The organism is Varibaculum prostatecancerukia, assembly GCF_943169825.2.
Taxonomy (GTDB): Bacteria; Actinomycetota; Actinomycetes; order Actinomycetales; family Actinomycetaceae; genus Varibaculum; species Varibaculum prostatecancerukia.
This window is the reverse complement of the sequence record NZ_OW968402.1, coordinates 646,093-671,514: the sequence shown is the minus strand read 5'-3', so window position 1 is coordinate 671,514 and position 25,422 is coordinate 646,093. Positions and strand designations below refer to the sequence as shown.

The following is a 25,422-nucleotide window of genomic DNA, read 5'->3' as shown; positions in this document are numbered from 1 at the left end:
GCACAACCACCCCAGCCCCCACAGGGATACCAACCGCCGCAACCGCCGGGAGGGTATCAGCCTCCCCAACCATTCCAGAGCCCACAGCCTCCGCAAGGCTCGCAACCGCGCCAGCCATACCCACCTAAAGCGCCTTACAGCCCTGCACAGCCTTCCCAACCGTGGCAAGGCTCGCAACCACCGCAACCCTACCAGCCTCCGCAACCGCCGGGAGGGTATCAGCCTCCGCAACCCTACGGTTCGCCGCAACCTCCTCAACCTCCGCAGGGATACCAACCCCCGCAGCCGCCGGGAGGGTATCAACCTCCCCAACCATTCCAAAGCCCGCAGCCTCCGCAGGGATACCAGTCCCCGCAACCTTACGGATCGCCGCAACCCTATAACGGCTCTAAACCTTCTCCAACTGCAGGTATACCAAACCTATTCAACAAAAACCATGAGGAATATCCGCTTACACCGCTGGACTTCCTCAAGCTCACCGGGAGAGGCCTATTTGTGGGACTACCTGGGTGGGGAGGCTTTCTCTTCGGCTTAATCTCATACTATTTCGAGGAGAATTACTCTTCCACAATACTTGTTGTTCCTTTGATTGAGATTCGCTGGACAACAGTTTTTATGATTGGCGGGATACTATATGCCCTTTTCTACCTGCTCATACCTTATATAGCGGCAATACTCTCTGATAATCCCCGGAAAGAACTCTATAATCTGGCACACGGGATATCGGACGATGATGAATCAGAAAAAGATAAATCAGAAAAAAGCTGAAAGATCCGCTCCTAGAAATGGTGGATAAAGCTAATCTGAGAAGCAATCAAGAAAGCGCTAATTAATCTTGGTAAAGAAACTATTTTAGTCGTATTACTTGAGACAACACCCTAATGTTAAATCTCAGCTTCTTAAAACGGGAAAAGTTTTATCAGCCTTTAAACCGAGCGGAGCATGCCACAGAGGCGAGCGTGCCACTGGTTAGCGCTAGTGTCGGTCAAAGAGGCGATTTGATAGCCGATCGATTTTTGTGCTTAGTCGAGCCAATTCACATTTGGCTGATTACTCGGAACGAGGACGCTCCCTATCTGAGTATTAACCATTAAGAAAACGATAGTTGCTAGTGGTGAGTACGGAAAGATAACAATAAAAATAAAATGCCTTCGCCGCGACTTTTCGCGGCGAAGGCAAAATCTAATTCTTTAGAAACTATTACTATTTGACGGGGACACTCACAGACTTATCTAGCAACCCGCCACTGAAAACAACTTCCGAGATAGTTGCATCAGTTGGAGTATCAAACCAAAGCACTCCCTCAACCGTATTTCCGGGGTTAACATCTTCTAGGATCATTCCACCCTGCTCAGTTCCCCAAATTGCGGCGTCGCTGCTGTAGGAAAACTCTTTACCATCACTATCTTTTAGCTTCACACTGTCGGCAAAAAAAGTAGCGGACTTAGAGCCATCATTTTTGGCTTTCATTTTAACCGGAATAAAATGCCCCTGAGCTTTGGCTCCTTCAGCAAACTCATTTTTACCCACGTCAGATACCGGTTCATCAACCGAAACAACTGTGACAGTCCAATCTCCGACTTTGAATTCTTTTCCTAGAGAGTAGGACTCATCTTCCTTTGTTTCAGCAGCCTTGCTGTTTTGAGTCTGCGCAGCCGAATCGGTTTGAGCCGAGTTTCCGCTGTCACCCTTATTGCCGCCAAAAAAGCCTGCAATCGCCACTACCAGGACGATAGCGCCTACTATCCAGGGCCAGCGTTTCTTTTTCTTTTCTTCCATTGCTCCTCCTCCAGGGGCTAAAAAATAAAGAGATTCTTTGTAAGTCTGCCCCCACCCCCCCGCGGTATTGTCAAGAACCTAGAGGAAGTTTAGAGATATTAACCGTCCACAAATTATTGCCTACGGCACTTGCTTGCAGAGGCTAGACGAATTCCAGCTGCTGATTGCTAAGCAGCGATCACCGTTTCTATAAATGGGCAGAGCAAGCCACGCCGAGTAATTACAAAATATTTTTACGCTACCGCTCGCTAAAGTTTCTTAAATAGCAGTTATTTCATTTTAGATACTAAACTGAACGGAACATGCCACAGAGGCGAGCGTGCCACTGGTTAGCGCTAGTGTCGGTCAAAGAGGCGATTTGATCAACTAGGGCTCGCAACCTGCCGTCATCGTCAGTGGCCTGACGCCAAGCGCTAAGATGGGGCTCTTCCAACTCATCCGGCCGTTCCCAGAGAGCATCGGCTAGTTCATAGATAGTGGTGCGTTGCGCTAAATAAATAGGTTCAGTTTCTCGCGGCGCCATCATATAGGCGGCAGCGATTCCTTTTAAGAGCTTAATTTCGGCGAGGGTAGCATCCGGAATAACAAGATCTGCATCGTAGCGATGCAAGGGACCGGTTCCTGCCGCCTGCAAAGTAGCGGAAGATACTGCCGAGCAAAAGCACCCTATCAGTTGGGAAGTCATATTTTTCAGCCGCGCCATATCGCGATAGGAGCCATCGAAACTAGATAGCCACCCCGGTAGGGTATGTATCCGTTTCCAGGCCTCTTCTAATTCGTCACCCTGCGCGGCTCCGTACCATTCAGTCGCGGTTTTAAACACCAACTCTAAAGATTTGCTCTCCCCCAAGGTAGCCGGGTCTAGCTCCCCGGTTTGAATACCGTCCTCTACATCGTGCACCGAATAGGCAATATCGTCGGAAATATCCATGATTTGCGCTTCTAGACAGCGCTGGTGCGGGGGCGAAAACCTGCGCATCCAATTAAAAACTTCGGCATCTTCGCGGTAGCAATTGTATTTTTTGCGCGAATATTCGCTATTAGCGCCCTCCCCTTTGAGCCAAGGATATTTACAAACCGCATCTAGAGTGGCGCGGGTGAGATTTAGCCCCAGAGGGCTGCCTGTCGCGCTGAGAACCTTCGGCTCGAGGCGGGTAAGCAGGCGGAAGGTTTGGGCGTTCCCCTCAAAACCGCCAATATCTTTGGCAACTTCGTCGAGTGCCCGCTCCCCATTATGCCCGAAAGGTGGATGCCCCAGGTCATGGGCTTGGCAAGCGGCATCAACGATATCGGGGTCACACCCCATTTCTTGGGCGATCGACCTGCCTACCTGCGAAACTTCGATGGAATGAGTAAGCCGGGTGCGGATAAAAGAATCAGTCGCCGGCCCTAAAACCTGGGTTTTCGCCCCTAGCCGCCTCAGCGCCGAAGAATACATAATCCGCGCCCGATCCCGGGCAAAATCGGTGCGATGCGAAGATTTCGTGGGCTCCGTTTTGAAGCGCTCGCGGTCACGGGGAGAATAGGGCGCGGTTTCCATATATTTCACTCTAGCCTTTATCGGGGGTTTCGCCCCCTAATAGCCGCCTTGGTCTAGAGAAGTATCCAGCTTTGCAGCTTCCAAAATCCGGGCAGCTGCCGCATCTACCTCTCTGGTTGCTAGCCAACCCTCCGGTAAGTGGGTCTTGCGGGGATTGCCCCTCCGGCCACGCTTACCCTCCGCTGCCGGAGGGTAAGGTAAAGCAGGATCTAGGGTCGAAAACAGTTGCTCTAACTCTTGCAAACTATTAGCACTGGTGAGGGCGCGGCGGAAGTCTCCCCCCACTGCAAATCCCCGAAAATACCACCCCAGGTGCTTCCGCATATCCCGCAAAGCCCGTTCCTGGTTTCCCATCCAGGAGCTCAGCATCTGGGTGTGTCGCAACGCCATTTCGCATACCTGTCCCAAGTTGGGGCGAGCCCGGTTATCCGAACCGTTAAGCGCGCTGGCCAGGTCATAGAAAAGCCACGGTCTCCCCTGGCATCCGCGACCGATCTCCACTCCCGCGCAACCGGTTTGCTCCAGCATCGCCAAGGCGTCCTCGGCAGAAAAAATATCCCCATTCCCCCACACTGGAATCTCTAAATCCTGTTTCAACTGGGCGATCGCCTCCCAGTTGGCGCTGCCGGAATAGTATTGATTGGCGCTGCGACCGTGTAGCACCACCGCACTCGCCCCTACCTTCTGCGCCAATTTGCCAGCATCGCGATAGGTTTCATGCTCGGCATCGATACCAATACGAATTTTTGCGGTCACCGGCACGGGATGATCACGCGGAGAATCTTTTTCTCCGGTCTTTGCTCCAGCTACCACTGCCGCCACTATTTGCCCAAAGCGTTCTATTTTCCAAGGCAAAGCCGCCCCGGCACCTTTACGGGTCACTTTCGGAACCGGACAGCCAAAGTTAATATCCAGGTGATCGGCCAAACCTTCGCGCACCAACATCCGGGCGCCTTGATACATAGTTTCCGGATCCACCCCGTGTAGCTGCACCGAACGAAACGTCTCTTCCGTGTCTGGCTTAATCAAATCCAGAGTGCGGGAGTTGCCTTCCACCAGGGCGCGGGCGGTAATCATTTCACAAACATAAAGCCCGCTGGCCGGGCCATCAGTAGAGGTAATCCCTAAATCTTTGAGCGCTTGGACTGCTTGCTCCCGGCAAATCCGGCGAAAAGGCGCGTTGGTTACTCCCGCCATCGGCGCCAAAGCGATAGGAGTAGCAACCGTAATTTCCCCGAGCTTAGTGGGCATGCCGACCGCCTCCTGTACGCACTACCGTTGTTGCGTCCCCACCTAACGTCTGCGGCTCTACCTGCTCCTTCACTCGTGAATCTTTCGCGGAAGACGAATGTAAATCCGCGACTGACCCAGAGGAAGCCCGCACGAATTTTACGAGGAAAGTCCCCACCACGGTAGTCGCGGGGATCGCCAGCACTAATCCGATGGAAGCCACCAGGGTACGCACGATTTCCTCGGCTATCTGGGAGACCGTGAGCAGTTCTAAGAAGGGACGCTGCGATAACATCGCCAAAATCAAAGTAGGCAGCGCAGTTCCTACATAGGCGAAAGCCAACGTATACACCGTAGAGGCAATGTGGTCGCGTCCAATCCGCATTGCCCGGGAAAATAGTTTTCGCCGCGGCATTTGGGGATTAGCCTCATCGAGTTCCCAAACCGCCGATGCCTGGGTAATGGTCACGTCATTTAGAGCGCCTAAACCAGCCACTACGATTCCACACATAAACAGGGAAGGCAGTGCTAGAGCCGGCAGCTGGGTGCCAAGAATCAACGCATCCTCATCGCTAGCTCCGGTAAGTCCCGCCGCTCGCGTACCCGCGTAAGCCAATAAAACCGTAACTACCAGCCCCAAGATGGTACCTAGCAGCGCGGTGGTGGTGCGAATGGTAATCCCGTGCGCCAGGTAGACCGATAGGAACATTATCGCCCCTACCCCCGCCAAGGTAACCAGCATCGGAGGTTGCCCAGCCATTAGCGCCGGTAGCATAAAAAACACAATCACCAGGGTCGAGGCCAGCAGCCCCAGTAGCGCCAAGAAGCCGCGCCTGCCGGCTACCGCCACCACAATTATCACGTACAGGACCGCCATAATCGCCAAGGCGTTCCCCCGTTTAATATCGGTAAACAGGAAGGGCGTACCGGTGGCCATAGCTTCGGTGTCATAGAGCATCCACACCGCAGTCCCTACTCGAATCGCCGACTTGGATTCTTCGGGAACCCTAACGGGGACAATCTTGTCCTTCCATTGCCCTTCCAGCACTTTCACACACACCAAGGGCTGGGTTTCCGGCATGCCGTTAGTGGGGTCAGCTGCTCCCTTGGGCATTTTCAGTCCCGGAATCAGACATTTCTTTCCATCCAAGCCCGTCACCTGACCACTCAAACGGTTAGTCCCCTGCTGAGACCAGTCCTGCGAGGCATCCCCTAAGGGTTTCGGACTGTAAAGCGTTACGATACCGATAATAATCGCCAGTAAAACCGGCACTATCAGTGCAGTTAGTACGCGACGCGCACGGCGTAGAGACTGCGGATCCGGACGAGAATGGCCGGAACGACGGAGGTGCTGATGCAAACGCGTGCCGCCTTTAGCAGCCCACCAGGCGGGTTGCTAAGTAGTTGGTTAGCTCCGCAATCTTTACCCGTTCTTGCTCCATGGAGTCACGGTCACGCACGGTCACGCACTGGTCCTCGCCCGACTGGAAGTCATAGGTGACACAGAAGGGGGTACCGATTTCGTCTTGACGGCGGTACCTCCGGCCTACCTGTCCGGCCTGGTCATACTCGATATTCCAGTTGGCTCGCAAATCTTGGGCAATCTCTTGAGCCGGTCCAGTTAGCTCATCCTTGCGGGAAAGGGGCAGAACTGCGACCTTCACCGGGGCAAGACGCGGATCCAGGCGCAGCACCGTGCGCTTATCCACTCCCCCCTTGGCATTGGGTGCTTCATCTTCACAATAGGCTTCCACCATAAACGCCATCAGAGAACGAGTAAGTCCCGCTGAAGGCTCTATCACGTAGGGTATCCAGCGCTCTCCCTTTGTCTGGTCGAAGTAGTCCAGATTCTTACCCGAAACCTGCTGATGAACACCCAGGTCATAGTCGGTACGGTTAGCGATACCCTCTAGTTCACCCCACTTGGATCCCTGGAATCCGAAGGCATATTCGATATCGACAGTGCGCTTGGAGTAGTGAGAAAGTTTTTCTTTGGGGTGTTCGTATAGACGCAAGTTATCTCTGCTTATCCCCAAGTTCTGGTACCAATCGAGACGTTCATCGATCCAGTATTGATGCCATTCTTCATCGGTTCCCGGTTCTACGAAGAACTCCAGTTCCATCTGCTCAAACTCGCGGGTACGGAAAATGAAGTTGCCCGGTGTGATCTCGTTACGGAAGGATTTGCCAATCTGTCCGATTCCAAAGGGTGGTTTCATTCGGGCAGAGGACATCACGTTCGCAAAGTTAATAAAAATACCTTGCGCGGTTTCCGGACGCAGGAAGTGCAGACCCTTTTCATCGTCAACCGGCCCCAGGAAAGTTTTCAGCAATCCCGAGAAGGCGCGCGGCTCCGTCCACTGTCCCCGCTTTCCACAAGCAGGACAAGGAACATCCTCCATCGAAACCTCGTCGGCGGAGGGCAGCTGATGCTTTTCCGCATAGGCTTCCTGCAGGTCATCCTGGCGGTGGCGAGTATGACAAGCAGTGCATTCAATCAAAGGATCAGTGAAAGCTTTGAGGTGACCGGAGGCTTCCCAGACTTTGGTCGGCAAAATAACCGAGGAATCCAGGCCCACCACATCGGCGCGCGAACGCACTATCCGGTTCCACCACTGTCGCTTGATGTTTTCCTTGAGCTCTACCCCTAAGGGGCCATAGTCCCAGGCAGAGCGGGTTCCACCATAGATTTCACCGCAGGGGTACACAAAGCCGCGTCGCTTTGCCAGATTGATAACACTATCCAAATTCGAGGGCGTTTCAGCCACTGTATTTCTCCTTAAGCTCAACTTGCCGCGCCAAGGCGCTACCACCCCAGATTCTACCGGGTTGCCTATGCTTTCCCAGAACCGGAACGGCAGAGCGTGACTTACAACTCTAAAAAGAAGGTAGCGACCTAGAAAAAATCAGTTTTTCCGGGTTCACCTGGAGTTTTTCTCATTACTGTCGTGGTGCCCAACATTTTGCTTTTGAGAACGGTTATCGTTTATATTTTTGGCTATGAAAAAAGGAATGCGAAAAATAATCTGCGCCGCTGCGATCGGCGCTTTAGCACTAACGGGTTGTTCTGCAGGTGCAAAAGGCGAGCAAAGTGGAAAAGTCGATGCCGTCGCCTCTTTCTATCCTCTGGCCTACGTAACCAGCCAAGTTGGTGGGGATTTGGTGCAGGTAACTAACCTGACGCCCTCGGGAGAAGCCCACGAAGTAGAGCTATCCGCGAAAGACCTGACCACTATGTCTCGTGCCGACGCCCTGATCTATCTGTCCGGATTCCAGGCAGCCGTCGATGACGCGGTAAAAGAAGCGGCTCCCAAGAATACTTTGGATGTAGCCAAAGCCGCCCAACTCAAGAAACTTTCAGCCAAAGAAGCCGCCGAGCACGAAGAAGAACACGAACATAAACACGAGGACAAGCATGAAGCTGACCACGAGGGCGAGCACCAGGAAGAAGCCGGTCACGACCAGCACCACCACGGCGCTTTTGATCCGCACTTTTGGTTAGATCCCCAGCGGCTATCCCAAGTGGTACCCCAGGTGGTTGCCATCCTCAGCAAGGCCGACCCCAAACACAGTGATACTTTTAAGAAAAATGGGAAGGCACTGCAAGATAAACTGGCTGTCCTAGATAAGGAATACCGCGCTGGCCTGACTAAATGCGCCACCCCCACCGCAGTTACTGCCCACGAAGCCTACGGATATCTGGCGGATCGTTACGGATTCGAGCAGGTGGGGGTAAAAGGGGTCGATCCCGAAGCCGAAACTTCGCTCACTCGCCTACAGGAAGTTGCCAACATTGCGAAAGCCAAAAAAGTCAACGTATTGTTTTCGGAGAGCGCCCTCGGCGATAAAGACACCAAGACTTTAGCCGAGCAGCTGGGGATTAAGTCCGAGGTACTTGACCCCTTGGAAATCCAAGTAGATAAGAACCGAGATTACCTGCAGGTAATGCAGGACAATCTGGGAAAACTAAGTAAAGCGATGAAATGCCAGTAACCGAGACTAAAGGATCTCTACCTTTTAGGGCGGCAGGGTTATCTGTCGCCCTTCAAGGCAATTTGATCCTGAACAATATTAACTTGCAGATTACCTCGGGCACCACGGTGGCGCTATGCGGAGAAAATGGCTCCGGAAAATCGACGCTGGTTAGAGCAGCGGTAGGGCTAAACCCAGTCAGTTCCGGCAGCTTAGAAATTTTTGGTGCCCGTCCCGGAGAGAAAAATTATCCTCAAGCCCTGTCCAGGGTGGGGTACGTTCCCCAACGTAAAAGCAATCTAGGAACGGTTCCGGCAACCGCCCTGGAGGTAGTGCGCTCCGGGTTGCTGCGACGAGGACGCCTCGGACCGAAACGCTCCGACCGGGAACGTGCCCTAAACGCTCTAGAAAAAGTGGGGTTAGCTCAGGCCGCCGGCAAAAAGTTTCAGTTTATGTCGGGAGGCCAACAACAGCGAGTACTGATTGCTCGCGCTCTGGTGCGCCAGCCTGAATTCCTGATTATGGATGAACCCATGGCCGGTATGGATCGTCAAAGCGCCCAAAGCCTAGCTAACACCATTGGTCAAGCTAAAGACGCCGGCAAAACCATGCTGATTGTGCTGCACGAACAAGGTTTCCTAGCACCCCTGATCGACCGGACTATCACTTTGGTGTCCGGGCAGTTGACCGGAGACAGCACTAACCAGAATTCACGGCCCGAGTTGCACGAGGAGGCAGCGGAAAAATGATTATTACCGTTACCAGCACGCCCCTGTCAGTTGCCACGATCAGCCCCCAGCCCAGCCTCGGCCTTTCTTCCACTTTCGTTGGCTCCCTGCCCAGCTTCGAAGCTGACTGGAACAGTTTATTGGCCTCCCCTTTCTTCTTGCGTTCCCTAATAGTGGCGGTGCTGGTAGGCCTTAGTGCCCCGATTATTGGAACCTACCTGGTACAACGCCGCCTATCCCTACTAGGAGACGGCATCGGTCACGTCGCCCTGACTGGGGTGGCGCTCGGTTGGGTAGTCGGTAATCTAACGGAAGTAGCCGGAGGAGACGCCCTCGCAGTCCCCGGAGCGGTAATCGCCTCGATTGTAGGGGCGGTGATTATTGAATTGGTACGTGCCAAGGGGGGAGCCAGCGGTGACGTAGCGATGGCGCTGTTATTTTACGGAGGGATCGCCTCCGGGGTGTTAGTGATTTCCCTGGCAGGCGGCACTACCAACCAATTAAACTCTTACTTGTTTGGCTCCATTGCCGCAGTTTCGTGGTCAGATGTGTACCTAACTATTGCCCTATCGGTGTTAATTCTGGTTTTCGGTCTGGGGCTGCGCCGGGAACTCTTTTCTATCTGTAACGACGAGGAATTCGCTTTAGCTTCCGGGATTCCGGTACGGCTGCTGACGATTTGTTTAGCGGTAGTCAGCGCTCTAACCGTTTCTACCGCGATGCGGGTGGTGGGAGTGCTGCTAGTTTCGGCGCTAATGATCGTACCGGTAGCTATCTCCCAGATTTATGCCCGCTCTTTTAGCTCCACTATGGGATGGGCAATGGCGTTGGGGGTAGTGATGTGTATCGCGGGACTGGTGTTTTCCTATTTCACCGCCGCCGCCTCCGGTTCGGCTATTGTCATGGGGCTCATCACCCTCTATGCCCTGGCAGCCGCGCTGCGGCCTCTGGTTTACCGCCGGCACCTGCGCACTCCCCAAGAAATAGCAAATTGTGAGCATCACTAAACATTTGGCGAACACTTCGAAGCAACACGGCTATCTAACCGCCTTTTATCAGCCTTTTTAAGAATAAAATCGCTATTTCTGAGGACGGATAACCGGCGAACAGCGGAACGAAGGCACCTGCCGGGAAGCGTATACTGACCGAACAGCCTGTAATTCAACCCCAAGGATTAACTAACAGTGCCTAAGCCAATCGGAGACTCATCTCGCTATAACCCCGCATTAGACGGAATTCGTACTCTCGCAGTTGTGGGAGTGGTCTTGTACCACATGAAGATCAACTTCATACCCGGCGGCCTGCTAGGTGTGGGGGTATTCTTCACTATCTCGGGTTTCCTTATTACCGGAAACCTAATGCGCAGCTGGGATCGGAAAGGAACCCTACGCTTGGGGAACTTCTGGCTGCGACGTATCCGCCGCCTAATGCCGGCAGTAATCGTCACGGTATTGGCTGTCTGGATGCTAACCGCGTTTTTCAAACCCGACGACTTTAGACTAAATCTTTTTGCCGGGCTGGCGGCGATTTTCTATGTCAACAACTGGACGACTATCCTCTCGGGGAATTCCTATTTCGACCAGTTCCAAACCAGTCCGCTAGAACATATGTGGTCCTTGTCGATTGAAGAACAGTTCTACGTTTTCTGGCCACTGATCTTACTGCTGTTACTGGTGCTATTCCGCAAGAAACGATTCCTGGTAACTGTCTTCACCCTGCTGTTAGCGGCCGCCTCCTTCGCCTGGATGTGGTACTTATTTACTCCGGGAGCCGACCCCACTCGCGTCTATGAGGGTACCGATACCCGGGCAGGTGGTCTACTGGTCGGGGCGGCGCTGGCCATCTATTACAGCAACCGTAATAAAACCGGTTCTCCCCGCCTATGGGCCGAGATAGCCGGCCTGGTGGGGACAGCTGGGATTATCGCTTCCTTCATATTGATCCCCGACAACTCTCCCCTGCTCTACCACGGAGGAATACTTGCCCTCACGGGATTCTCCACTTTGCTACTCATGGGGGTGAGCAATAAAAAAACTCTGGTTTATAAAGTCTTCGGATTGCGTCCGTTTGCCTGGATCGGGGAACGTTCGTACGCCCTCTACCTGTGGCATATTCCCTTGATTGCGTTCTTATCCCGCCCGCTACATGACCTGCCGGTTTGGGCCGCAACTCTGATAGTGATGGCGGTTTCTATTATTCTGGCTTCTTTGTCCTGGTCTTTAGTGGAGGATCCAATCAGGCGCAAAGGTCTGTTTAAGCCTACCTGGGAGTATATGACCAACCGACGTAGGCGGATCCCGCGTCCTCTCTGGTCGCTTCCGGTGGCCTTAGGCTGTGCGATTGCCCTCTTGGGAGCCCCAGCCTACGCAGCTGAGGACTACTATCAAAAACAAGATTTAGCTCAGCAAAAACTCGCGGCACAAAAACTTAAAGCCGCTAAAGAGAAAGCAGCCTCTGAACAGGGAACTTCTGAGGGAGAGAAGTACACGCAGACACGTTGCCGGGAAGTGGTTCATATTGGTGACTCCACTTCGCTGGGGATGTTTAATGCTGGTTCCGTCAACAGCCCAGAACAAACCGGGGAGGCCGCCTATCGGGCGGTGGGCGCCGAAACTGTGATTAACAGCAGTTTAGGGGCACGAGCCACCAATGCGTCACTCGGTGATAACCCCACCGGCAATGATTCCATTCAGAGAGTTCTTAACGAGGGCGTAGATCCACAAACCTGCTGGGTGATCGCCCTCGGGGTAAATAATGCCGCCAATATGGCAGCGGCCGGACGAGACGATGCCGCAGATGAAATCAATGCCACCATGGCGATTTTAGGCTCCAACTACCCGGTATTGTGGATTGCCCCCACCACCTCCGCTACTATGGCTCCCCGCTGGTACGAGGTTCCCCGGATGCAGCATTGGAACGAATCCTTGTTCGCCGCGATGTCAACCTATCCCAACCTGTGGGTTTACCGGTGGGATCAGGAAGTTGACCAAAGCTGGTTCCTGCAGGGCGACGGAGTTCACTACAACCCAGAGGGCAACACCCAGCGTTCCCTACATTTCTCTCAGGCGTTAGTCAAAGCCTTCCCCAAAACCAATAAACCTCTGAAGACCAAAGGCGACAGCGTCTTGCCCGAGAAAACTGTGCCTGCCGATAAACGCATGATTTATGTGGACCGCTAGGGAGGCTTCCCGGGTTAACGTTTAGCGCGCGAATCCCTGGGGTTTGCTACCCGTTATCCTGCCGCAGGCACCGGAGTTACCTCCAATAAGTCGGCAGCAGCCTCCAGGTTATCCAGGGAATTTATTCCCTTTTGTAAAGCATTTAGGGACTGAGCAAGAGCAGGCGTAGCGGGATCTACCCACACTATTAGCCGGTCGGGTGCTGCTTCTTGAGGGATGATTTTCCAGGTAGCCGTAGGCAGATTTTCCTTAAAAAGCCGCGTTAGTAGAGTTAAGAAATGCTGATTTTCCCAGCTAGGCACCCAAGTATCAGCGCAGGCCAAAGCATTAAGCAGCGGTCGCGGCAAGAGGTAGCGGCCATCCAAGAGCAGGCGGCCGGGCGAATCTAGGGCGGCGAGGGCGAGGGCGCGGCCACTAACCGGCAACGGGCGCACTTGTTGGTGACTTTCGCCGCTCGTTGCTATCTGGGCAGCTAAACCAGCCTTTACGGCCTCCTCAAATACTGACAGCGAAGAAAAAATAGGGACTGCCCGCGCAGGTCTCACGCCTTTTAGGCTAACTTGCGGAAGTTGTCCGCTGGGGCAAGCATCCTCGCTAGAGATTCCGTGCGGAAGTACCGGCAAGATGACCCGCCCTTCCGGTAAAGCCTCCGCTATCGCTTTCAGCCGCTCCCCCAGGTCACCGCGGTTCAACGCCGCCGCCATTCTCGGTTCTAAATCCCCGCAATCAGCGGGATTAACGTTGCGTCTCAGGGCGCGTAAAATCGCGTTTTCTCGATCAGGGGATAGGGATTGCCCGCCGGAAAACTCCGAGTTTTTAGGGTTAGAAACGAACAAATTATTCTCTCCCGCTGGCGACCGCCAGCGCCTGCTCGATAGTGAACTGTCCGGAATACAGGGCTTGGCCTACAATCGCGCCCTCCACCCCGATGCTGGTGAGCTCGCGCAAAGTGCGTAAATCATCCAGGGTGCTAACTCCCCCGCTGGCTACTACTTTCGCGGAGGTGGCTTTGCATACTTCTTGGAGCAACTGGGTGTTCGGGCCGGTCAAAGTACCATCCCGCATCACATCGGTTACTACGTAGCATACGCAACCGGCTTCATCTAGGCGGGTAATCATTTCAAAAAGATTTCCCGCATCTTTGGTCCAACCGTGGGTAGAAAGAGTATGTCCGCGCACGTCCAGCCCTACTGCGATCTGATCACCGTATTTGGCAATTACCTGGCAGGTCCACTCCGGTTTTTCAATCGCAGCGGTTCCCAGGTTTACTCGGCGTGCCCCTGCCGAAAGCACGCGTTCCAAAGATTCATCGTCGCGGATTCCCCCCGACACTTCTACCTGCAAACCTGCCTGCTCAACGATTTCTTGCACCACTTGGGTGTTGTTTCCCCGTCCAAAGGCGGCATCCAAATCCACCAGGTGTAGCCAGCGGGCCCCTGCTGCCTCAAAAGTGCGCGCTACCTCCAGGGGAACTCCGTAAACTTTTTCGCTGCCCGCTTTGCCTTGATGTAGGCGTACGGCTTGACCTGCGACTATATCTACGGCCGGTAAAAGTTCTAACATTTTTCTCCCTTAGAAGGTTTGTGTCCAGTTACGAAGGAGTTCCATACCGGCGTCACCTGACTTTTCAGGATGGAACTGGGTGGCCGCTAGCGGCCCGTTCTCTACCGCGGCAATGAAACGCTCGCCGTGGGTTCCCCAAGAAAAAATCGGGGGTTTCATGCGAGAAGATTGCCGATAATGCCCGGCAGGATCGGCGGTTACCCCGTAGGAATGTACGAAGTAAAAACGCTGATCCTCAATCCCGGAAAATAGCTGAGAACCCTGACCTACCTGGATTTTTGACCACCCCATATGGGGTAGAATCGGGGCGCGCAACTTCTCGACTGTTCCCGGCCATTCCCCCATCCCCGCAGTGTCTTCACCGTGTTCCAAGCCGCGTTCAAACATCACTTGCATCCCGACACAGATTCCCAGCACCGGCCTGCCACCAGCTAAACGCCGGTCGATAATGGTGTCACCACGGCGAGCATGCAGATCCTTCATCACCGCGGCAAAAGCCCCCACCCCTGGCACTAACAGCCCTTCAGCGTCCAGGCAGCTGGAAAAATCACTGGTCAGGTTGGCATCGACCCCGAGGCGGCGGAGGGCGTTAACCGCCGAACGCACGTTCCCCGAGCCATAGTCAAACACCGCTACCCGCTTAGTCACTGCTTTTATCCTCCTGGCTTCCCCTATCGTCCCGACGGTTATAGTCCTCTTGCAGTTCGCGTAGTTGCCGCAGCAAAAGTCCCGGTAAATCCCGCAGGCGAGGCGGACGAATCTGGGGATAGTCCTCGGGAGAAGTCCGCCCCAGCAACAGATCTTCTACGCGTTCATCAGCACATGACACCAGGGGGCCAGCGGGAATAGTGCGGTCAAAATGCCCGTCATAGTAGACGCGCGCCGTGATTTGTCCCTGCACGCCGGGATCATCATCGGAGTCCGAACGCAAAGTAGACACAAATAGGACCGCCCCATAGGGGGTGATTTTTGATACCGCGAGCGCCAGTTCTTCGGCCTCGGGCGATACTGGACGTTCGTCACCGAGCAGTGCCTCTAGCTCATCATCGGGGGTGGGAGTTAGGCGTTTCCACACTACACACCCAGACTCGGTTTCCACGATCCGGGCATCAATCTCATGAGCCGCCATCATAGTGGCCAGCGGCACCGGCTCTAGCAAGTTCGTTAATACCAGTGCCACATCCCCGGCTTCCGGAGATAGCGCCTCTAAATGCTGCCAGGCCTGCAAATCCTGGTCAACCTCTTTACCGAAACCGTCTACGTCTTCGCCCCTAATCCCCGACTGCGCGATTACTTGGTCGAAGTAGTCCTCCGGCTTAGATTCTTTATCCCGCAAAGGCTCTTCCTCGCGCGGATCTTTATCGCGCGGATCGTCCTCTTCCGGAAGTTTCCCGGCGTTCACAGAGCGCCCTTAGTGGAAGGAATCCCGCTAACCCGAGGATCGGTTTCCACCGCTCCCCGCAGCGCCCGGGCGACTGCTTTGAACTGTGCTTCTACGATATGGTGCGGATCGCGCCCCGCAATTACCTCAACGTGCAGACAAATCCCGGCGTTATAGGCGAAAGATTCCCACACATGACGGGTCATTGACCCGGTAAAGTGTCCGCCTATCAGGTGATATTCTTGGCCGGCTGGCTCTCCGCTATGTACGCAATAGGGGCGTCCGGCCACATCTACTACCGCCCGGGCTAGCGCCTCATCTAGGGGCACGGTGGCATCGGCAAAGCGGCGAATCCCGGCCTTGTTCCCCAGGGCTTGGCGCAGCGCGGCGCCGAGGCAAATAGCAGTATCTTCTACCGTGTGGTGCACATCGACGTCAATATCCCCGCGAGCGGCAATGTTCATATCAATCAAGGAATGTTTTGAAAGGGCGGTGAGCATATGGTCATAGAACGGAACCCCGGTACTAATCTCGCTTTTACCGGTGCCATCTAGGTTGATCTCGACCGTGATTTCCGATTCCGCGGTTTTGCGCGTTATTTTTCCGCTGCGACTCATCTGGTTACCTCCTCTAGTGCCTGGCGAAATGCCTGGTCTTCTTGGCTGGTGCCGATACTTACCCGTAAAAATCCTTCCGGACCGACTTCTCGGATCAGGACTCCGCGATCCAATAAATCACTAAATATTTGGTGTCGATCCGGGAACGGTCCAAAAAGCACAAAGTTAGCTTGGGTTCGAGGCACGGTGTAGCCTTTACTCTCCAGCCAAGACGCCAAGTTGTCGCGGCGCTCGCGCAGCTCGGCCAACTGACGTAGCTGCTCCTCCGCGTGCCCTAAAGCCGCAATCGCGGCCGCCTGAGTCAGCGCCGAGAGGTGATAGGGCAAACGTACCCGCATAATATCGGCAATCACCTCTGGTGCCGCCACCAGGTAGCCTAGGCGCAGCCCTGCCATTCCAAAAGATTTCGACATGGTACGGGAAACTACCAGGTGAGGGAATTTTTCCAAGAGGGCGAGGGCGCTGGGCTGACCCGGGCTGCGAAACTCTGCGTAGGCCTCGTCAACTACCACCACGGTAGCGGTGCGTCTGTCATCGATAACCGGCCCGGTTTCTCTAGCTTGCTGCAAAATCTGTATTAGTTCCGCTTCGCTGCTAGCGGTACCGGTCGGATTATTTGGGTTTGCCAGCAGCAACACGCTAGGGCTAACTTCCCGCAGCCCCTGGAGTAGAGCATCCACATCTACGTTATAGTCGCTGCGCCGCGGAACCCTAACATAGCGGGAGTGCGCGCCCCGCACGTACTCGGGATACATCGAGTAGGAATATTCTGTTCCCAAAACCGTACGGCCGGGACCGGCATAGGCGCCCAACAGTTGCGCCATTACCTCATTAGAGCCATTCGCAGCCCAGATTTGCTCGACCGGGAAACTGAGCCCCGATTCGCGGCGCACATAACCGGCTAAAGCCTTCCGCAGGGCGGTGAAATCCCGATCCGGATAGCGGTTTAAGCCCTCCGCTGCGCGCGCAACCGCCTGAGTAATGTCGGCGATCATCCCGGGGCTGGGCGGATAGGGATTTTCGTTAACATTCAGCCGGGCAGCCACGTCCAATTGCGGCGCCCCATAGGGGGTAACCTGCGCGAGTTCTTCCCGCAACGGCAGCAAGGGGGACTGTTCCATAGATGCTCGTTCCTTTCTTGCTCCCATTCTAAGGGGATTACCCAGACAATGTTTCGCCCCCGCCGATCAGCTGGTCTCGGTTTTTCTGAGGACGAAAACCGAAAGCTGCGTGCGGCGGGGGAAAACCGGGGTCAGCTGCTAGTCAGTGGCTGAAACAATGGTTTCCGCGGTGGCCATGGCATGACCTTTTTCGCTGCCAAGCGAGCCACCGGCCAACTTGTTAACTACCAGGGCGATAGCGCCGTCACCAGTCACGTTAGTGGCAGTCCCAATGGAGTCGATTGCTACATAGAGCGCCACCATCAGGGAGTAAAGCTCCGGCGAGAACCCGAGGAAGCCCATCAGCACGCCTTGGGCAGCCGCGATGGCGCCGCCGGGAACGCCCGGTGCCGCCACCATAGTGATCCCCAGAATAATGATGGCCATCGCCATCTTCCCGAAGGTAATGGATTGCCCGGTCATCTGCATGACTGCCAGGGCAAAAGCGGTGATTTTAACCGTGGAACCACCCAGGTGAATGGTAGCGCACAACGGAATTGTAAAGCCCGCGATCTCCTCAGATACTCCATTGTTGCGGGCGCACTGGTAGGTAACCGGAATGGTGGCCGCAGAAGAAGAAGTACCCAGGGCGGTGAAGTAGGCTCTCGCCATCCTCCCGAGTGCCACAAAGGGGTTAACTTTCGCAATCGCACCCGCCACCGTGTACTGGATTAGCAGCAAGACAATGGTCAGGATTACCGACACCAAAATAACTTTGATCATTACCTTTATGACCAGCGCAATCTGCCCAGAATAGGACATATTTAAGAAGGTGCCGAAAATGAACAACGGCAGCAGAGGAACAATCGCCCGTTTAATCATCAGCATGGTGATTTCCCGGAACTCCCCATAGGCGCGATGCAAAGTGGGGGTATTCAAGGCTGCCATGCAAATACCCAGGATAAACGCCAAAATCAAGGCACCAGTCACATCCAGTACCGGAGTAATGTTCAGGTTATCTCCCAGCAGGGATCCCACCGCGTTCTTAGGTTCTTTTAGTTCGGGAGCCGACTCGGTGAGAATCCGCGGGAAAATCACTGAGGCAATCCCGTAGGTACCGAAACCGGCGAACAGGGTGGAACCATAAGCGATCGCTACGGTGGCCAGTAACCATTTACCGGCTCCTCGCCCTAGATCTGCTAATGCCGGCCCCACCAACCCCAAGATGATTAGGGGGATACAAAAACTCAAGAATTTGCCGAAAATGTCGTTGAAAGTAGCGAAGGGCGCGATGAATCCTTTGGGCAGGCCCGGGATCATACCAATCAAAGCCCCAGCCACAATTGCTACCAATACCCAGAACAGCAGCTGCCTAAAAACAGCGGGGATACGTACATTGTTTTCTGCCATAGTTATTCCTATCTGTTATCTATCTAAATCGGCAGTTCACGGCTTCTTCGTGTGCCGGAAGATCTTCGGCGCGGGCAAACGCGGTGAGCGGACGCGCCATTTTTTCGAGGGCATCGCGCTGGTACTCGACCTGTTGCACGGGTTTGAGATATGCCATCACTGACAGTCCGCCCTCATAGCGTCCGGTTCCTCCAGTGGGGAGGACGTGGTTAGAGCCTGCCAGGTAATCCCCGAGAGGAACCGGGGTGTATGAACCGATGAAAATCGCGCCCGCGTTACGGATTTTCTCTGCAACTTCATTGGCGTTGGCGGTGTGAATCTCTAAGTGTTCAGGCGCGTAGGCATTAGCGGCCTCGATGGCGCTAGCTATATCAGCCACCAGGATGATTCCAGATTGAGGACCACTTAGTGCCTGGCAAATCCGCTGGGAGTGTTTGGTAGCCTGCGCGGCCGGAACGATTTCCTTTTCGACTTCGCGTGCAAGTTCCTCAGAGTCGGTGAAAAGTACCGAAGCGGCGTTAGGATCATGTTCGGCCTGAGAAATCATATCCGCAGCCACCAGGACAGGGTCGGCGCTGCTGTCTGCAATAACCCCAATCTCGGTGGGACCAGCCTCGGCATCGATTCCGCAAACCGCCCGTACCAGACGTTTAGCGGCGGCCACGAAAATATTACCGGGACCGGTGATTACATCTACTGGCTGGCAGAGCGGATTGGGGTCTAACCCCTCTTCCCCGCTAGCCCCATAGGCAAACATGGCAATCGCTTGCGCCCCGCCTACCGCGTAAACTTCTTTAACCCCCAGCAACTGGCAAGCAGCCAAAATCGTGGGGTGGACCCGGCCTCCAAAACGGGCTTGTGGCGGGGAGGTAACTGCGATCTCGCTGACGCCGGCTTCTTGAGCGGCCACCACGTTCATAATTACCGAGGACGGATAGACGGCCAAGCCTCCAGGAACGTAAAGACCCACTCGCTCTACTGGAATCCAACGCTGTTTAACGATGCCCCCGGGCATTATCTCGGTTACCCGCTCGCTAGGCACCTGTGCGCGGTGACCGGCGCGGTTATGTTCGATAGATAGCTCCATCGCTTCGCGAACTGCGGGATCAAGCTGCTCTAATGCTTGGGAGAGTTCTTGCTCTGGAACTCGCAAATGTTCGGGCCGCACCCCATCGAACTTTTCGGAAAGTTCCCGGAGGGCGGCGGCACCGCGGTCTTTAACGTCCCGCATAACCGGACGGATTTTCTCTGCCGCCTCCTCTATGTTCATTTGGGCGCGCGGCAGCGCCTGGCGTAGTTCCAGACCACTGGGCATGTTTGCGCGAAAATCAGTAATTGAGAGCATGAGGATATATTAGTTTTTACTACCTGTTCTTTGAGATTTCGTCCAGTAGATAAAATGTTTTGACTTACTTAGTGGACTTCCGGTGAGATTTCTTTTGCAGGTTCTGTATTACCCAGTCGCGGAATCCGCGATAAGTTAAGAAGAGTAAAACCCCGCTTACCAGCCATAGAACCCAGGGATACCAGGCGGGAATCGGCGCCACCATATATAGCGAAGCGGCAACTACGATTAGTCCGGCCAGGAAACCGCATACCACCCCTAGCAGCGTAGCCGTTAGGAAAGTATTGGATTTTTCTTGCGCATCCCCCTGATACCAGGTGAGCAAAATCAGCGCAATCACCATGACAATCAGAGAACCGATCCGCAGCCACATAGACATTCCGAACCCGTTAAACACCATCACTCCAGCTAGAGACAGCGCCATTAAACAGTCTAGCCACCAGGGGGTTAAGGCCTGTTGATGCAAAGATTCCTGAATCCCCTTCGCTGCAGACCCGGTGTCTTTTTCTACCTCTTCGCTTGCCACATCAGGTTCAGTGACACCGCTAGCTGCTGCCTGAGAGTCAGCAATTGGAGTTTCCCCGGTGGGGTCTTCCACCGACCGATCTTCGGGCAGCGGATCGGAAACGGGCGAGGCCGACAGCTGTTCTACCGGCGCAGATGCAGGTTGAGCCGCGGGCAAAGGATTACCCGTCGCTACCGACTGCGGCTGAGCTAGTTCCGGATTGGCAAAAGCCGGGTCAGGCTGCGACAGTGCCGGTTTCGCTGCGGCGGGCAGCGGCGTCCCACCAGCCAGTGGATACTGTGATGATTGCACCGGATGCTGACTGTATTGAGGAACATTTTGAGCTGGCGGAGTTGCCGGAGCCGGGAATGCCGGAGCCGGTTCCTGCCCAGGCGCTGCCTGCCCCTGAGACGAGGTAAAAGGCCAGTTAGCTCCGCTGCGAGGACTACTTTGTGGGAATCCTTGCGGTTCGGGGTTGCTCATTTAGCTCCTCCAAGTTGCTTTAATAAAGTCATGCTTCCACCAGTTTAGTATCATTTACTGCGTGGCAGATAATAACAGCACGTCTCTACCGGCTATTCCGGTGCGCGGAACCATCAAACTGGGACAGTTCTTAAAGCTGGCGAACTTGGTCGAGGACGGAGCGGAGGCGCGGGTGTTCATCCAATCCGGTGACGTTACCGTCAACGGCGAGGTAGAAACCCGCCGCGGCAGCGCCCTCTCCCCCGGCGATATCGTGCAGATCAACCTCCCGAATGGCGCTACGGGTGCCCAAGTTTCCCATTAATCTCCCCCGCAAATGACGGGTTGCGGCCGGTAAAAGCGCTCGGTTGAGCGCGGGGGCGAAGTTTTTCCTCCCGCCCAAAAAATCGGACAAAGCTACGAAGCTTTGTCCGATTTTTACGCCCGCCTAGCCTATTCGGATAAAACTTCTCCCCCGCGCACAAGGGTCAAGCCGTAAAAGATGCGAGAGGGGGCTTGAGTCGAGCGAAGCGAGAATCACCGGGGTCCCCCGAGCGCTTTTACGGCTTGACCCGCACCGTAGGGTACCGATTAACCTGCGATGTAAGGAAAGCTATTTGCGGTTTTCTAGGCAGTGGAGGCCGAGCAGAGTTTTCAGCTGCGCCGCCAAACCCGAGCCGCGATTTACCCGCAAATCATCGCCCAGCTGCACGATGGTAGTACCCCTGGAGCTGCGCAGATGCATCCTAACTTCACTTTGCCCCGGACTAGAAGCCAGGATCTCCCGCAGCTGCTCCGCCACCTCCTCGGTAAGGCGATTGGCGGCGATATAGATATTTAATGGCCCGGTTGCTACCTGACTAATGTCGGGCAGGGTCATTTCTTGCGCGTGCAGGGAGGCTTCTTCGTCGCGAATCCTGACCCTCCCGCTCACACTCACGATTTCGTCTTCTACCAGGTCTTGTGAATATTTTTGGTAGGTCTGCGGGAAGAATAAAACATCGGTGGAACCAGAAATGTCTTCGATGGTGGCGATTGCCCACAGGTTTCCGTCACGTTTAGTAGTTTTGCGCTGCAGCCCGGTGACTAGGCCGCAAATCTGGATTTTTTGCCCATCCCTGACTCCATCTTCGGCTGAAAGATCCACGATTTCGGTATCGCTATTGTGTGCAAGAATCGTTTCCATCCCCTGTAGGGGGTGATCCGAAACGTAAAGCCCTAACATATCGCGCTCGAACTTGAGTTTTTGGCGCTTATCCCATTCGGGTAGATCCGGGATTTGCACGGTAAAAGTAACTGCCTCGTCTGCGTCCATCATCCCGAAGAGGTCTTCTTGCCCCATCGCCGCGTTTCTTTTCACGTCAATAACGGAGTCCACAGCCTCGATATGGATAGATTCGAGGGGGCGGCGGGCATGCCCTAGGGAATCGAATGCCCCGGCTTTAATCAGGGATTCCACTACCCGTTTATTGCAAACTTCGATGGGAACTTTGTCCAGGAAGTCGTGGAACGAAGTATAACTACCCTTTTCTTTTCGGGTGTTCACGATTTCGGCCACCACATTGGTACCCACGTTACGCACGGCGGAAAGTCCAAAACGAATAGATTCGCCGACCGCGGTGAAATCAGAGGCGGAGGCGTTGACGTCCGGCGGTAGTACCGCAATATTCATCCGGCGGCATTCTCGCAGGTAAAGCGCGAGTTTATCTTTATTATCTTTGGTGGAGGTCAACAGTGCCGCCATATATTCGGTGGGATAGTTGGCTTTCAGATAGGCGGTCCAATACGAGACTAAGCCGTAGGCGGCGGAGTGCGATTTATTGAACGCGTAGGACGAGAAGGGCACCAGAATTTCCCACAGTTTACTGACCGCGTCTTCGGGATATCCGCGCTCAATCATCCCATCGTGGAAGCGCGAATATTGTTTATCCATCTCCTTTTTCTTTTTCTTGCCCATGGCACGCCGCAAAATATCTGCCTGCCCCAGGGAATAGCCTGCAACCTTCTGGGCGATCGCCATTACCTGCTCTTGGTAGACAATCAACCCGTAGGTTTCATCCAAAATATCGGCGAGGGCCTCGGAAAGCGCGGGATGGATAGGTTCGATTTCTTGACGCCCATTTTTGCGCAAAGCATAGTTGGTGTGCGAGTTCGCCCCCATAGGACCAGGGCGATAAAGAGCACCGACCGCGGAGATATCCGAGAACTCGGTGGGTTTCATTAGTCGCATCAGCGAGCGCATCCCCGGTGAATCTAGCTGAAATACCCCTAGGGTTTCCGCGCGCGATAGCAGCTCATAGGTGGGGCGATCATCAAGGGGAACGTGCTCTAGATCCAGGGGCTCTTTCCCGTTAGCAACGATATTGTCGAGGGCATCCGAGATGACCGTCAAGTTGCGCAGCCCCAAAAAATCCATTTTCAACAATCCCAAGGTTTCGCAGGTGGGATAGTCGAATTGGGTGATAATTGCCCCGTCTGCCAGGCGTTTCATCATGGGCACAATATCGGTTAAATCATGGCTGGACATGATCACCGCGCAGGCATGTACTCCCCATTGGCGGGTAAGTCCCTCCAGGCCTTGCGCCGTTTTGATAACTGGCTTTACTTCGCCCTCGTTATCGGAAACGTATTGCCGAAACTCGCTGGCTTCCCCGTAGCGCGGATGTTTGGGGTCGTAAATACCGGAAAGGGGAATATCTTTCCCCATAATCGCCGGCGGCATTTTCTTGGTGAGCTGGTCACCCAGGGCATAGGGTTTATCCATGATTCGGCAAGAGTCTTTTAACGCCTGCTTAGCTTTGATTTTGCCGTAAGTGACTACCTGCGCGACCCGGTCTTTCCCGTATTTTTCGGTCACGTAATCGATGACTTCTCCGCGGCGACGCTCATCAAAGTCCACGTCAATATCGGGCATAGACACCCGTTCGGGGTTGAGGAAACGTTCGAACATTAGCCCATGTTCTAGGGGGTCTAGTTCGGTAATGCCCATCGCGTAGGCCACGATGGATCCGGCTCCCGATCCACGCCCCGGCCCTACCCGGATTCCGCGTTCTTTCGCCCAGTTAATATAGTCGGCGACCACCAGGAAGTACCCGGGGAACCCCATCTGGGTGATAATCCCGCATTCGTAGTCGGCCTGTTGCTGTGATTTTTCGGGAATCCCTTGCGGGTAGCGCTTATGTAATCCCCGCTGGACTTCTTTCACGAACCAACTGGTGGCGTCTTCCCCGGAAGGCACCTCGAACTGAGGCATATAGTCGGCACCCTCAGCGGTGGTTTGAAAATGCACCTCGCACATTTCCGCAATCTTCAAGGTATTATCGCAGGCCTCGGGGAAGTCAGAGAATAGTTCCCGCATCTCTTCTGCGGTTTTCAGGTAGTATCCGGAGCCTTCAAATTTGAAACGATTTTCATCGTCAAGGCGCGAACCCGAGTTAATACAAAGCAAGGCGTCTTGGGTAGGCTGATCGCTCTTGAGGACGTAGTGCGAGTCGTTGGTGGCCACCAGGGGTGCATCGATTACTTTCGCGAGTTTCAGCAAATCGTTACGCACTCGTCGCTCGATTTGCAGGCCGTGATCCATCAGTTCGATAAAGAAGTTTTCTTTCCCGAAAATATCTTGCAGTTCCCCGGCGGCCTTTTTGGCTTCTTCCCATTGCCCTAGGCGCAGGCGGGTTTGGATTTCTCCGGAGGGGCAACCGCTGGTGCCGATCAACCCGGTGGAATAGCGTTCCAACAGATCCCGGTCGGCGCGCGGCCATTTTTGCATTTGCCCATCAATGGAGGCCAGTGAACCTAGCCGAAACAGGTTATGCATCCCTTCCGTGGTGCGCGAAAGCAAAGTCATATGGGTATAGGCGCCGCGGGCAGAAACGTCATCGCCTCTCTGGCTTTCTTCTCCCCACAGCTGCCGGGTCTGGTCAAAACGGGAGGTGCCGGGGGTGATATAGGCTTCCAGACCGATTATGGGTTTAATTCCCGCTTTGCGCGCCGCAGCATAAAACTCATAGGCACCAAAAAGGTAGCCGTGATCGGTGATGGCAACTGCTGGTTGACCGATCTCGACTGCCCGCTCCACCAGTTTCCCGATCCGAGCCGCCCCATCCAACATGGAATAGTCGGTATGAACATGAAGATGAACAAAATCTTTCGCTGGCGCCATGCCCCCCAGTTTAGCCTGGCGCCGACCTTGTTTCTTCCACGTGTGAAACTGCTCCCAATGCCGGCATTGGTTTCCCAAGGACGTGCCGGTCGGGTTAGAGTTTATTCCGTTGCCTTATGCAACGATGCGCCACTAGCTCAACTGGCTAGAGCATCTGACTCTTAATCAGAGGGTTCGGGGTTCGAGTCCCCGGTGGCGTACGAAAATCTCACGATTTTCCTTTCAAGATGCGCCACTAGCTCAACTGGCTAGAGCATCTGACTCTTAATCAGAGGGTTCGGGGTTCGAGTCCCCGGTGGCGTACCAAAGCAGAACTTAGCATAGCCTAAGTAGCCTTACTGGGTGCAAGTTGCGGCGGCAACTTGGTTTCTTAGCTAGCTTTTGCCGCCGAGGCGCGCCAAAGAACGAAACACAAAAGCCCACCCTTGGACTTAAAATTTTTTATTTCA

21 protein-coding genes and 2 tRNA genes are annotated in these 25,422 nt (G+C 54.4%); 8 read left to right on the top strand and 15 right to left on the bottom strand.

From position 1 onward, the window contains the following. Positions 1-495 precede the first annotated feature (495 nt). Positions 496-768 (top strand): hypothetical protein, encoded by a 273-nt coding sequence (locus KO216_RS02900; RefSeq protein WP_215522828.1) that lies wholly within the window; start codon positions 496-498, stop codon positions 766-768. Positions 769-1,203: 435 nt separating this feature from the next. Here KO216_RS02900 and KO216_RS02895 read toward each other — a convergent pair whose 3' ends face one another. The 5 genes from KO216_RS02895 to KO216_RS02875 form a co-directional block, all read right to left on the bottom strand. Continuing rightward, positions 1,204-1,779: a DUF4352 domain-containing protein gene (locus KO216_RS02895; protein ID WP_215522827.1), complete on the bottom strand. Its 576-nt coding sequence runs from the start codon at positions 1,777-1,779 to the stop codon at positions 1,204-1,206. 286 nt (positions 1,780-2,065) lie between these two features. Then, positions 2,066-3,319: a deoxyguanosinetriphosphate triphosphohydrolase gene (locus KO216_RS02890; RefSeq protein WP_215522826.1), complete on the bottom strand. Its 1,254-nt coding sequence runs from the start codon at positions 3,317-3,319 to the stop codon at positions 2,066-2,068. 36 nt (positions 3,320-3,355) lie between these two features. Beyond that, positions 3,356-4,570 carry a tRNA dihydrouridine synthase DusB gene (gene dusB / locus KO216_RS02885; RefSeq protein WP_215522824.1) on the bottom strand — a complete coding sequence of 405 codons (1,215 nt, stop codon included), beginning with the start codon at positions 4,568-4,570 and terminating at the stop codon, positions 3,356-3,358. Then, positions 4,560-5,909 (bottom strand): YibE/F family protein, encoded by a 1,350-nt coding sequence (locus KO216_RS02880; protein WP_215522823.1) that lies wholly within the window; start codon positions 5,907-5,909, stop codon positions 4,560-4,562. Before KO216_RS02880 ends, dusB begins: the two co-directional genes overlap by 11 nt. 13 nt (positions 5,910-5,922) lie before the next feature. Then, positions 5,923-7,317: a glycine--tRNA ligase gene (locus KO216_RS02875; RefSeq protein ID WP_215522822.1), complete on the bottom strand. Its 1,395-nt coding sequence runs from the start codon at positions 7,315-7,317 to the stop codon at positions 5,923-5,925. 244 nt (positions 7,318-7,561) lie between these two features. On the opposite strand from KO216_RS02875, the gene KO216_RS02870 reads away from it, so the two are divergent. From KO216_RS02870 to KO216_RS02855, 4 genes are all read left to right on the top strand, one after another. Then, positions 7,562-8,542 (top strand): metal ABC transporter substrate-binding protein, encoded by a 981-nt coding sequence (locus KO216_RS02870; protein WP_309547333.1) that lies wholly within the window; start codon positions 7,562-7,564, stop codon positions 8,540-8,542. Continuing rightward, positions 8,533-9,270: a metal ABC transporter ATP-binding protein gene (locus KO216_RS02865; RefSeq protein WP_215522820.1), complete on the top strand. Its 738-nt coding sequence runs from the start codon at positions 8,533-8,535 to the stop codon at positions 9,268-9,270. Before KO216_RS02870 ends, KO216_RS02865 begins: the two co-directional genes overlap by 10 nt. Next, complete coding sequence (locus KO216_RS02860) at positions 9,267-10,256, top strand: metal ABC transporter permease (RefSeq protein WP_215522819.1); 990 nt, start codon at positions 9,267-9,269, stop codon at positions 10,254-10,256. Before KO216_RS02865 ends, KO216_RS02860 begins: the two co-directional genes overlap by 4 nt. 177 nt (positions 10,257-10,433) lie before the next feature. After that, positions 10,434-12,428 (top strand): acyltransferase family protein, encoded by a 1,995-nt coding sequence (locus KO216_RS02855; protein ID WP_215522818.1) that lies wholly within the window; start codon positions 10,434-10,436, stop codon positions 12,426-12,428. A gap of 53 nt (positions 12,429-12,481) precedes the next feature. On the opposite strand, the gene KO216_RS02850 is transcribed toward KO216_RS02855, so the two are convergent. From KO216_RS02850 to KO216_RS02810, 9 genes are all read right to left on the bottom strand, one after another. Next, a complete protein-coding gene (locus tag KO216_RS02850) occupies positions 12,482-13,264 on the bottom strand; it encodes an SseB family protein (RefSeq protein WP_215522816.1) in 783 nt (260 codons plus the stop codon). Position 13,265: 1 nt separating this feature from the next. After that, on the bottom strand, positions 13,266-13,991 hold the full coding sequence (priA, locus tag KO216_RS02845) for a bifunctional 1-(5-phosphoribosyl)-5-((5-phosphoribosylamino)methylideneamino)imidazole-4-carboxamide isomerase/phosphoribosylanthranilate isomerase PriA (RefSeq protein WP_215522815.1): 726 nt from the start codon (positions 13,989-13,991) through the stop codon (positions 13,266-13,268). A gap of 9 nt (positions 13,992-14,000) precedes the next feature. After that, complete coding sequence (gene hisH, locus KO216_RS02840) at positions 14,001-14,639, bottom strand: imidazole glycerol phosphate synthase subunit HisH (protein WP_215522814.1); 639 nt, start codon at positions 14,637-14,639, stop codon at positions 14,001-14,003. Then, the gene (locus KO216_RS02835; protein WP_215522813.1) at positions 14,632-15,393 is read right to left on the bottom strand and encodes a hypothetical protein; all 762 of its coding nucleotides are present in this window, start codon (positions 15,391-15,393) and stop codon (positions 14,632-14,634) included. The genes hisH and KO216_RS02835 overlap by 8 nt, the downstream gene beginning before the upstream one ends. Next, positions 15,390-15,989, bottom strand: coding sequence for an imidazoleglycerol-phosphate dehydratase HisB (hisB, locus tag KO216_RS02830; RefSeq protein WP_215522812.1), 600 nt, complete (start codon positions 15,987-15,989; stop codon positions 15,390-15,392). The genes KO216_RS02835 and hisB overlap by 4 nt, the downstream gene beginning before the upstream one ends. Beyond that, on the bottom strand, positions 15,986-17,137 hold the full coding sequence (locus tag KO216_RS02825) for a histidinol-phosphate transaminase (RefSeq protein WP_309547332.1): 1,152 nt from the start codon (positions 17,135-17,137) through the stop codon (positions 15,986-15,988). The genes hisB and KO216_RS02825 overlap by 4 nt, the downstream gene beginning before the upstream one ends. A gap of 111 nt (positions 17,138-17,248) precedes the next feature. Further along, on the bottom strand, positions 17,249-18,499 hold the full coding sequence (locus KO216_RS02820; RefSeq protein ID WP_215522809.1) for a dicarboxylate/amino acid:cation symporter: 1,251 nt from the start codon (positions 18,497-18,499) through the stop codon (positions 17,249-17,251). A 19-nt stretch (positions 18,500-18,518) separates the two neighbouring features. Next, positions 18,519-19,844 (bottom strand): histidinol dehydrogenase, encoded by a 1,326-nt coding sequence (hisD, locus tag KO216_RS02815; protein ID WP_215522808.1) that lies wholly within the window; start codon positions 19,842-19,844, stop codon positions 18,519-18,521. A 64-nt stretch (positions 19,845-19,908) separates the two neighbouring features. Beyond that, positions 19,909-20,832, bottom strand: coding sequence for a hypothetical protein (locus tag KO216_RS02810; protein ID WP_215522807.1), 924 nt, complete (start codon positions 20,830-20,832; stop codon positions 19,909-19,911). Positions 20,833-20,893: 61 nt separating this feature from the next. Here KO216_RS02810 and KO216_RS02805 point away from each other — a divergent pair, with 61 nt between their 5' ends. Further along, entirely contained in the window at positions 20,894-21,136 is a 243-nt protein-coding gene (locus tag KO216_RS02805) for an RNA-binding S4 domain-containing protein (protein WP_251451757.1), read from the top strand. A 288-nt stretch (positions 21,137-21,424) separates the two neighbouring features. Here KO216_RS02805 and dnaE read toward each other — a convergent pair whose 3' ends face one another. After that, complete coding sequence (gene dnaE, locus KO216_RS02800) at positions 21,425-24,973, bottom strand: DNA polymerase III subunit alpha (RefSeq protein ID WP_215522806.1); 3,549 nt, start codon at positions 24,971-24,973, stop codon at positions 21,425-21,427. A gap of 126 nt (positions 24,974-25,099) precedes the next feature. Between dnaE and KO216_RS02795 the strand changes: the two genes are divergently transcribed. Together KO216_RS02795 and KO216_RS02790 are read left to right on the top strand one after the other, a co-directional pair. Further along, positions 25,100-25,173, top strand: a tRNA-Lys gene (locus tag KO216_RS02795). Positions 25,174-25,202: 29 nt separating this feature from the next. Further along, positions 25,203-25,279 (top strand) — tRNA-Lys (locus KO216_RS02790). Positions 25,280-25,422 lie beyond the last annotated feature (143 nt).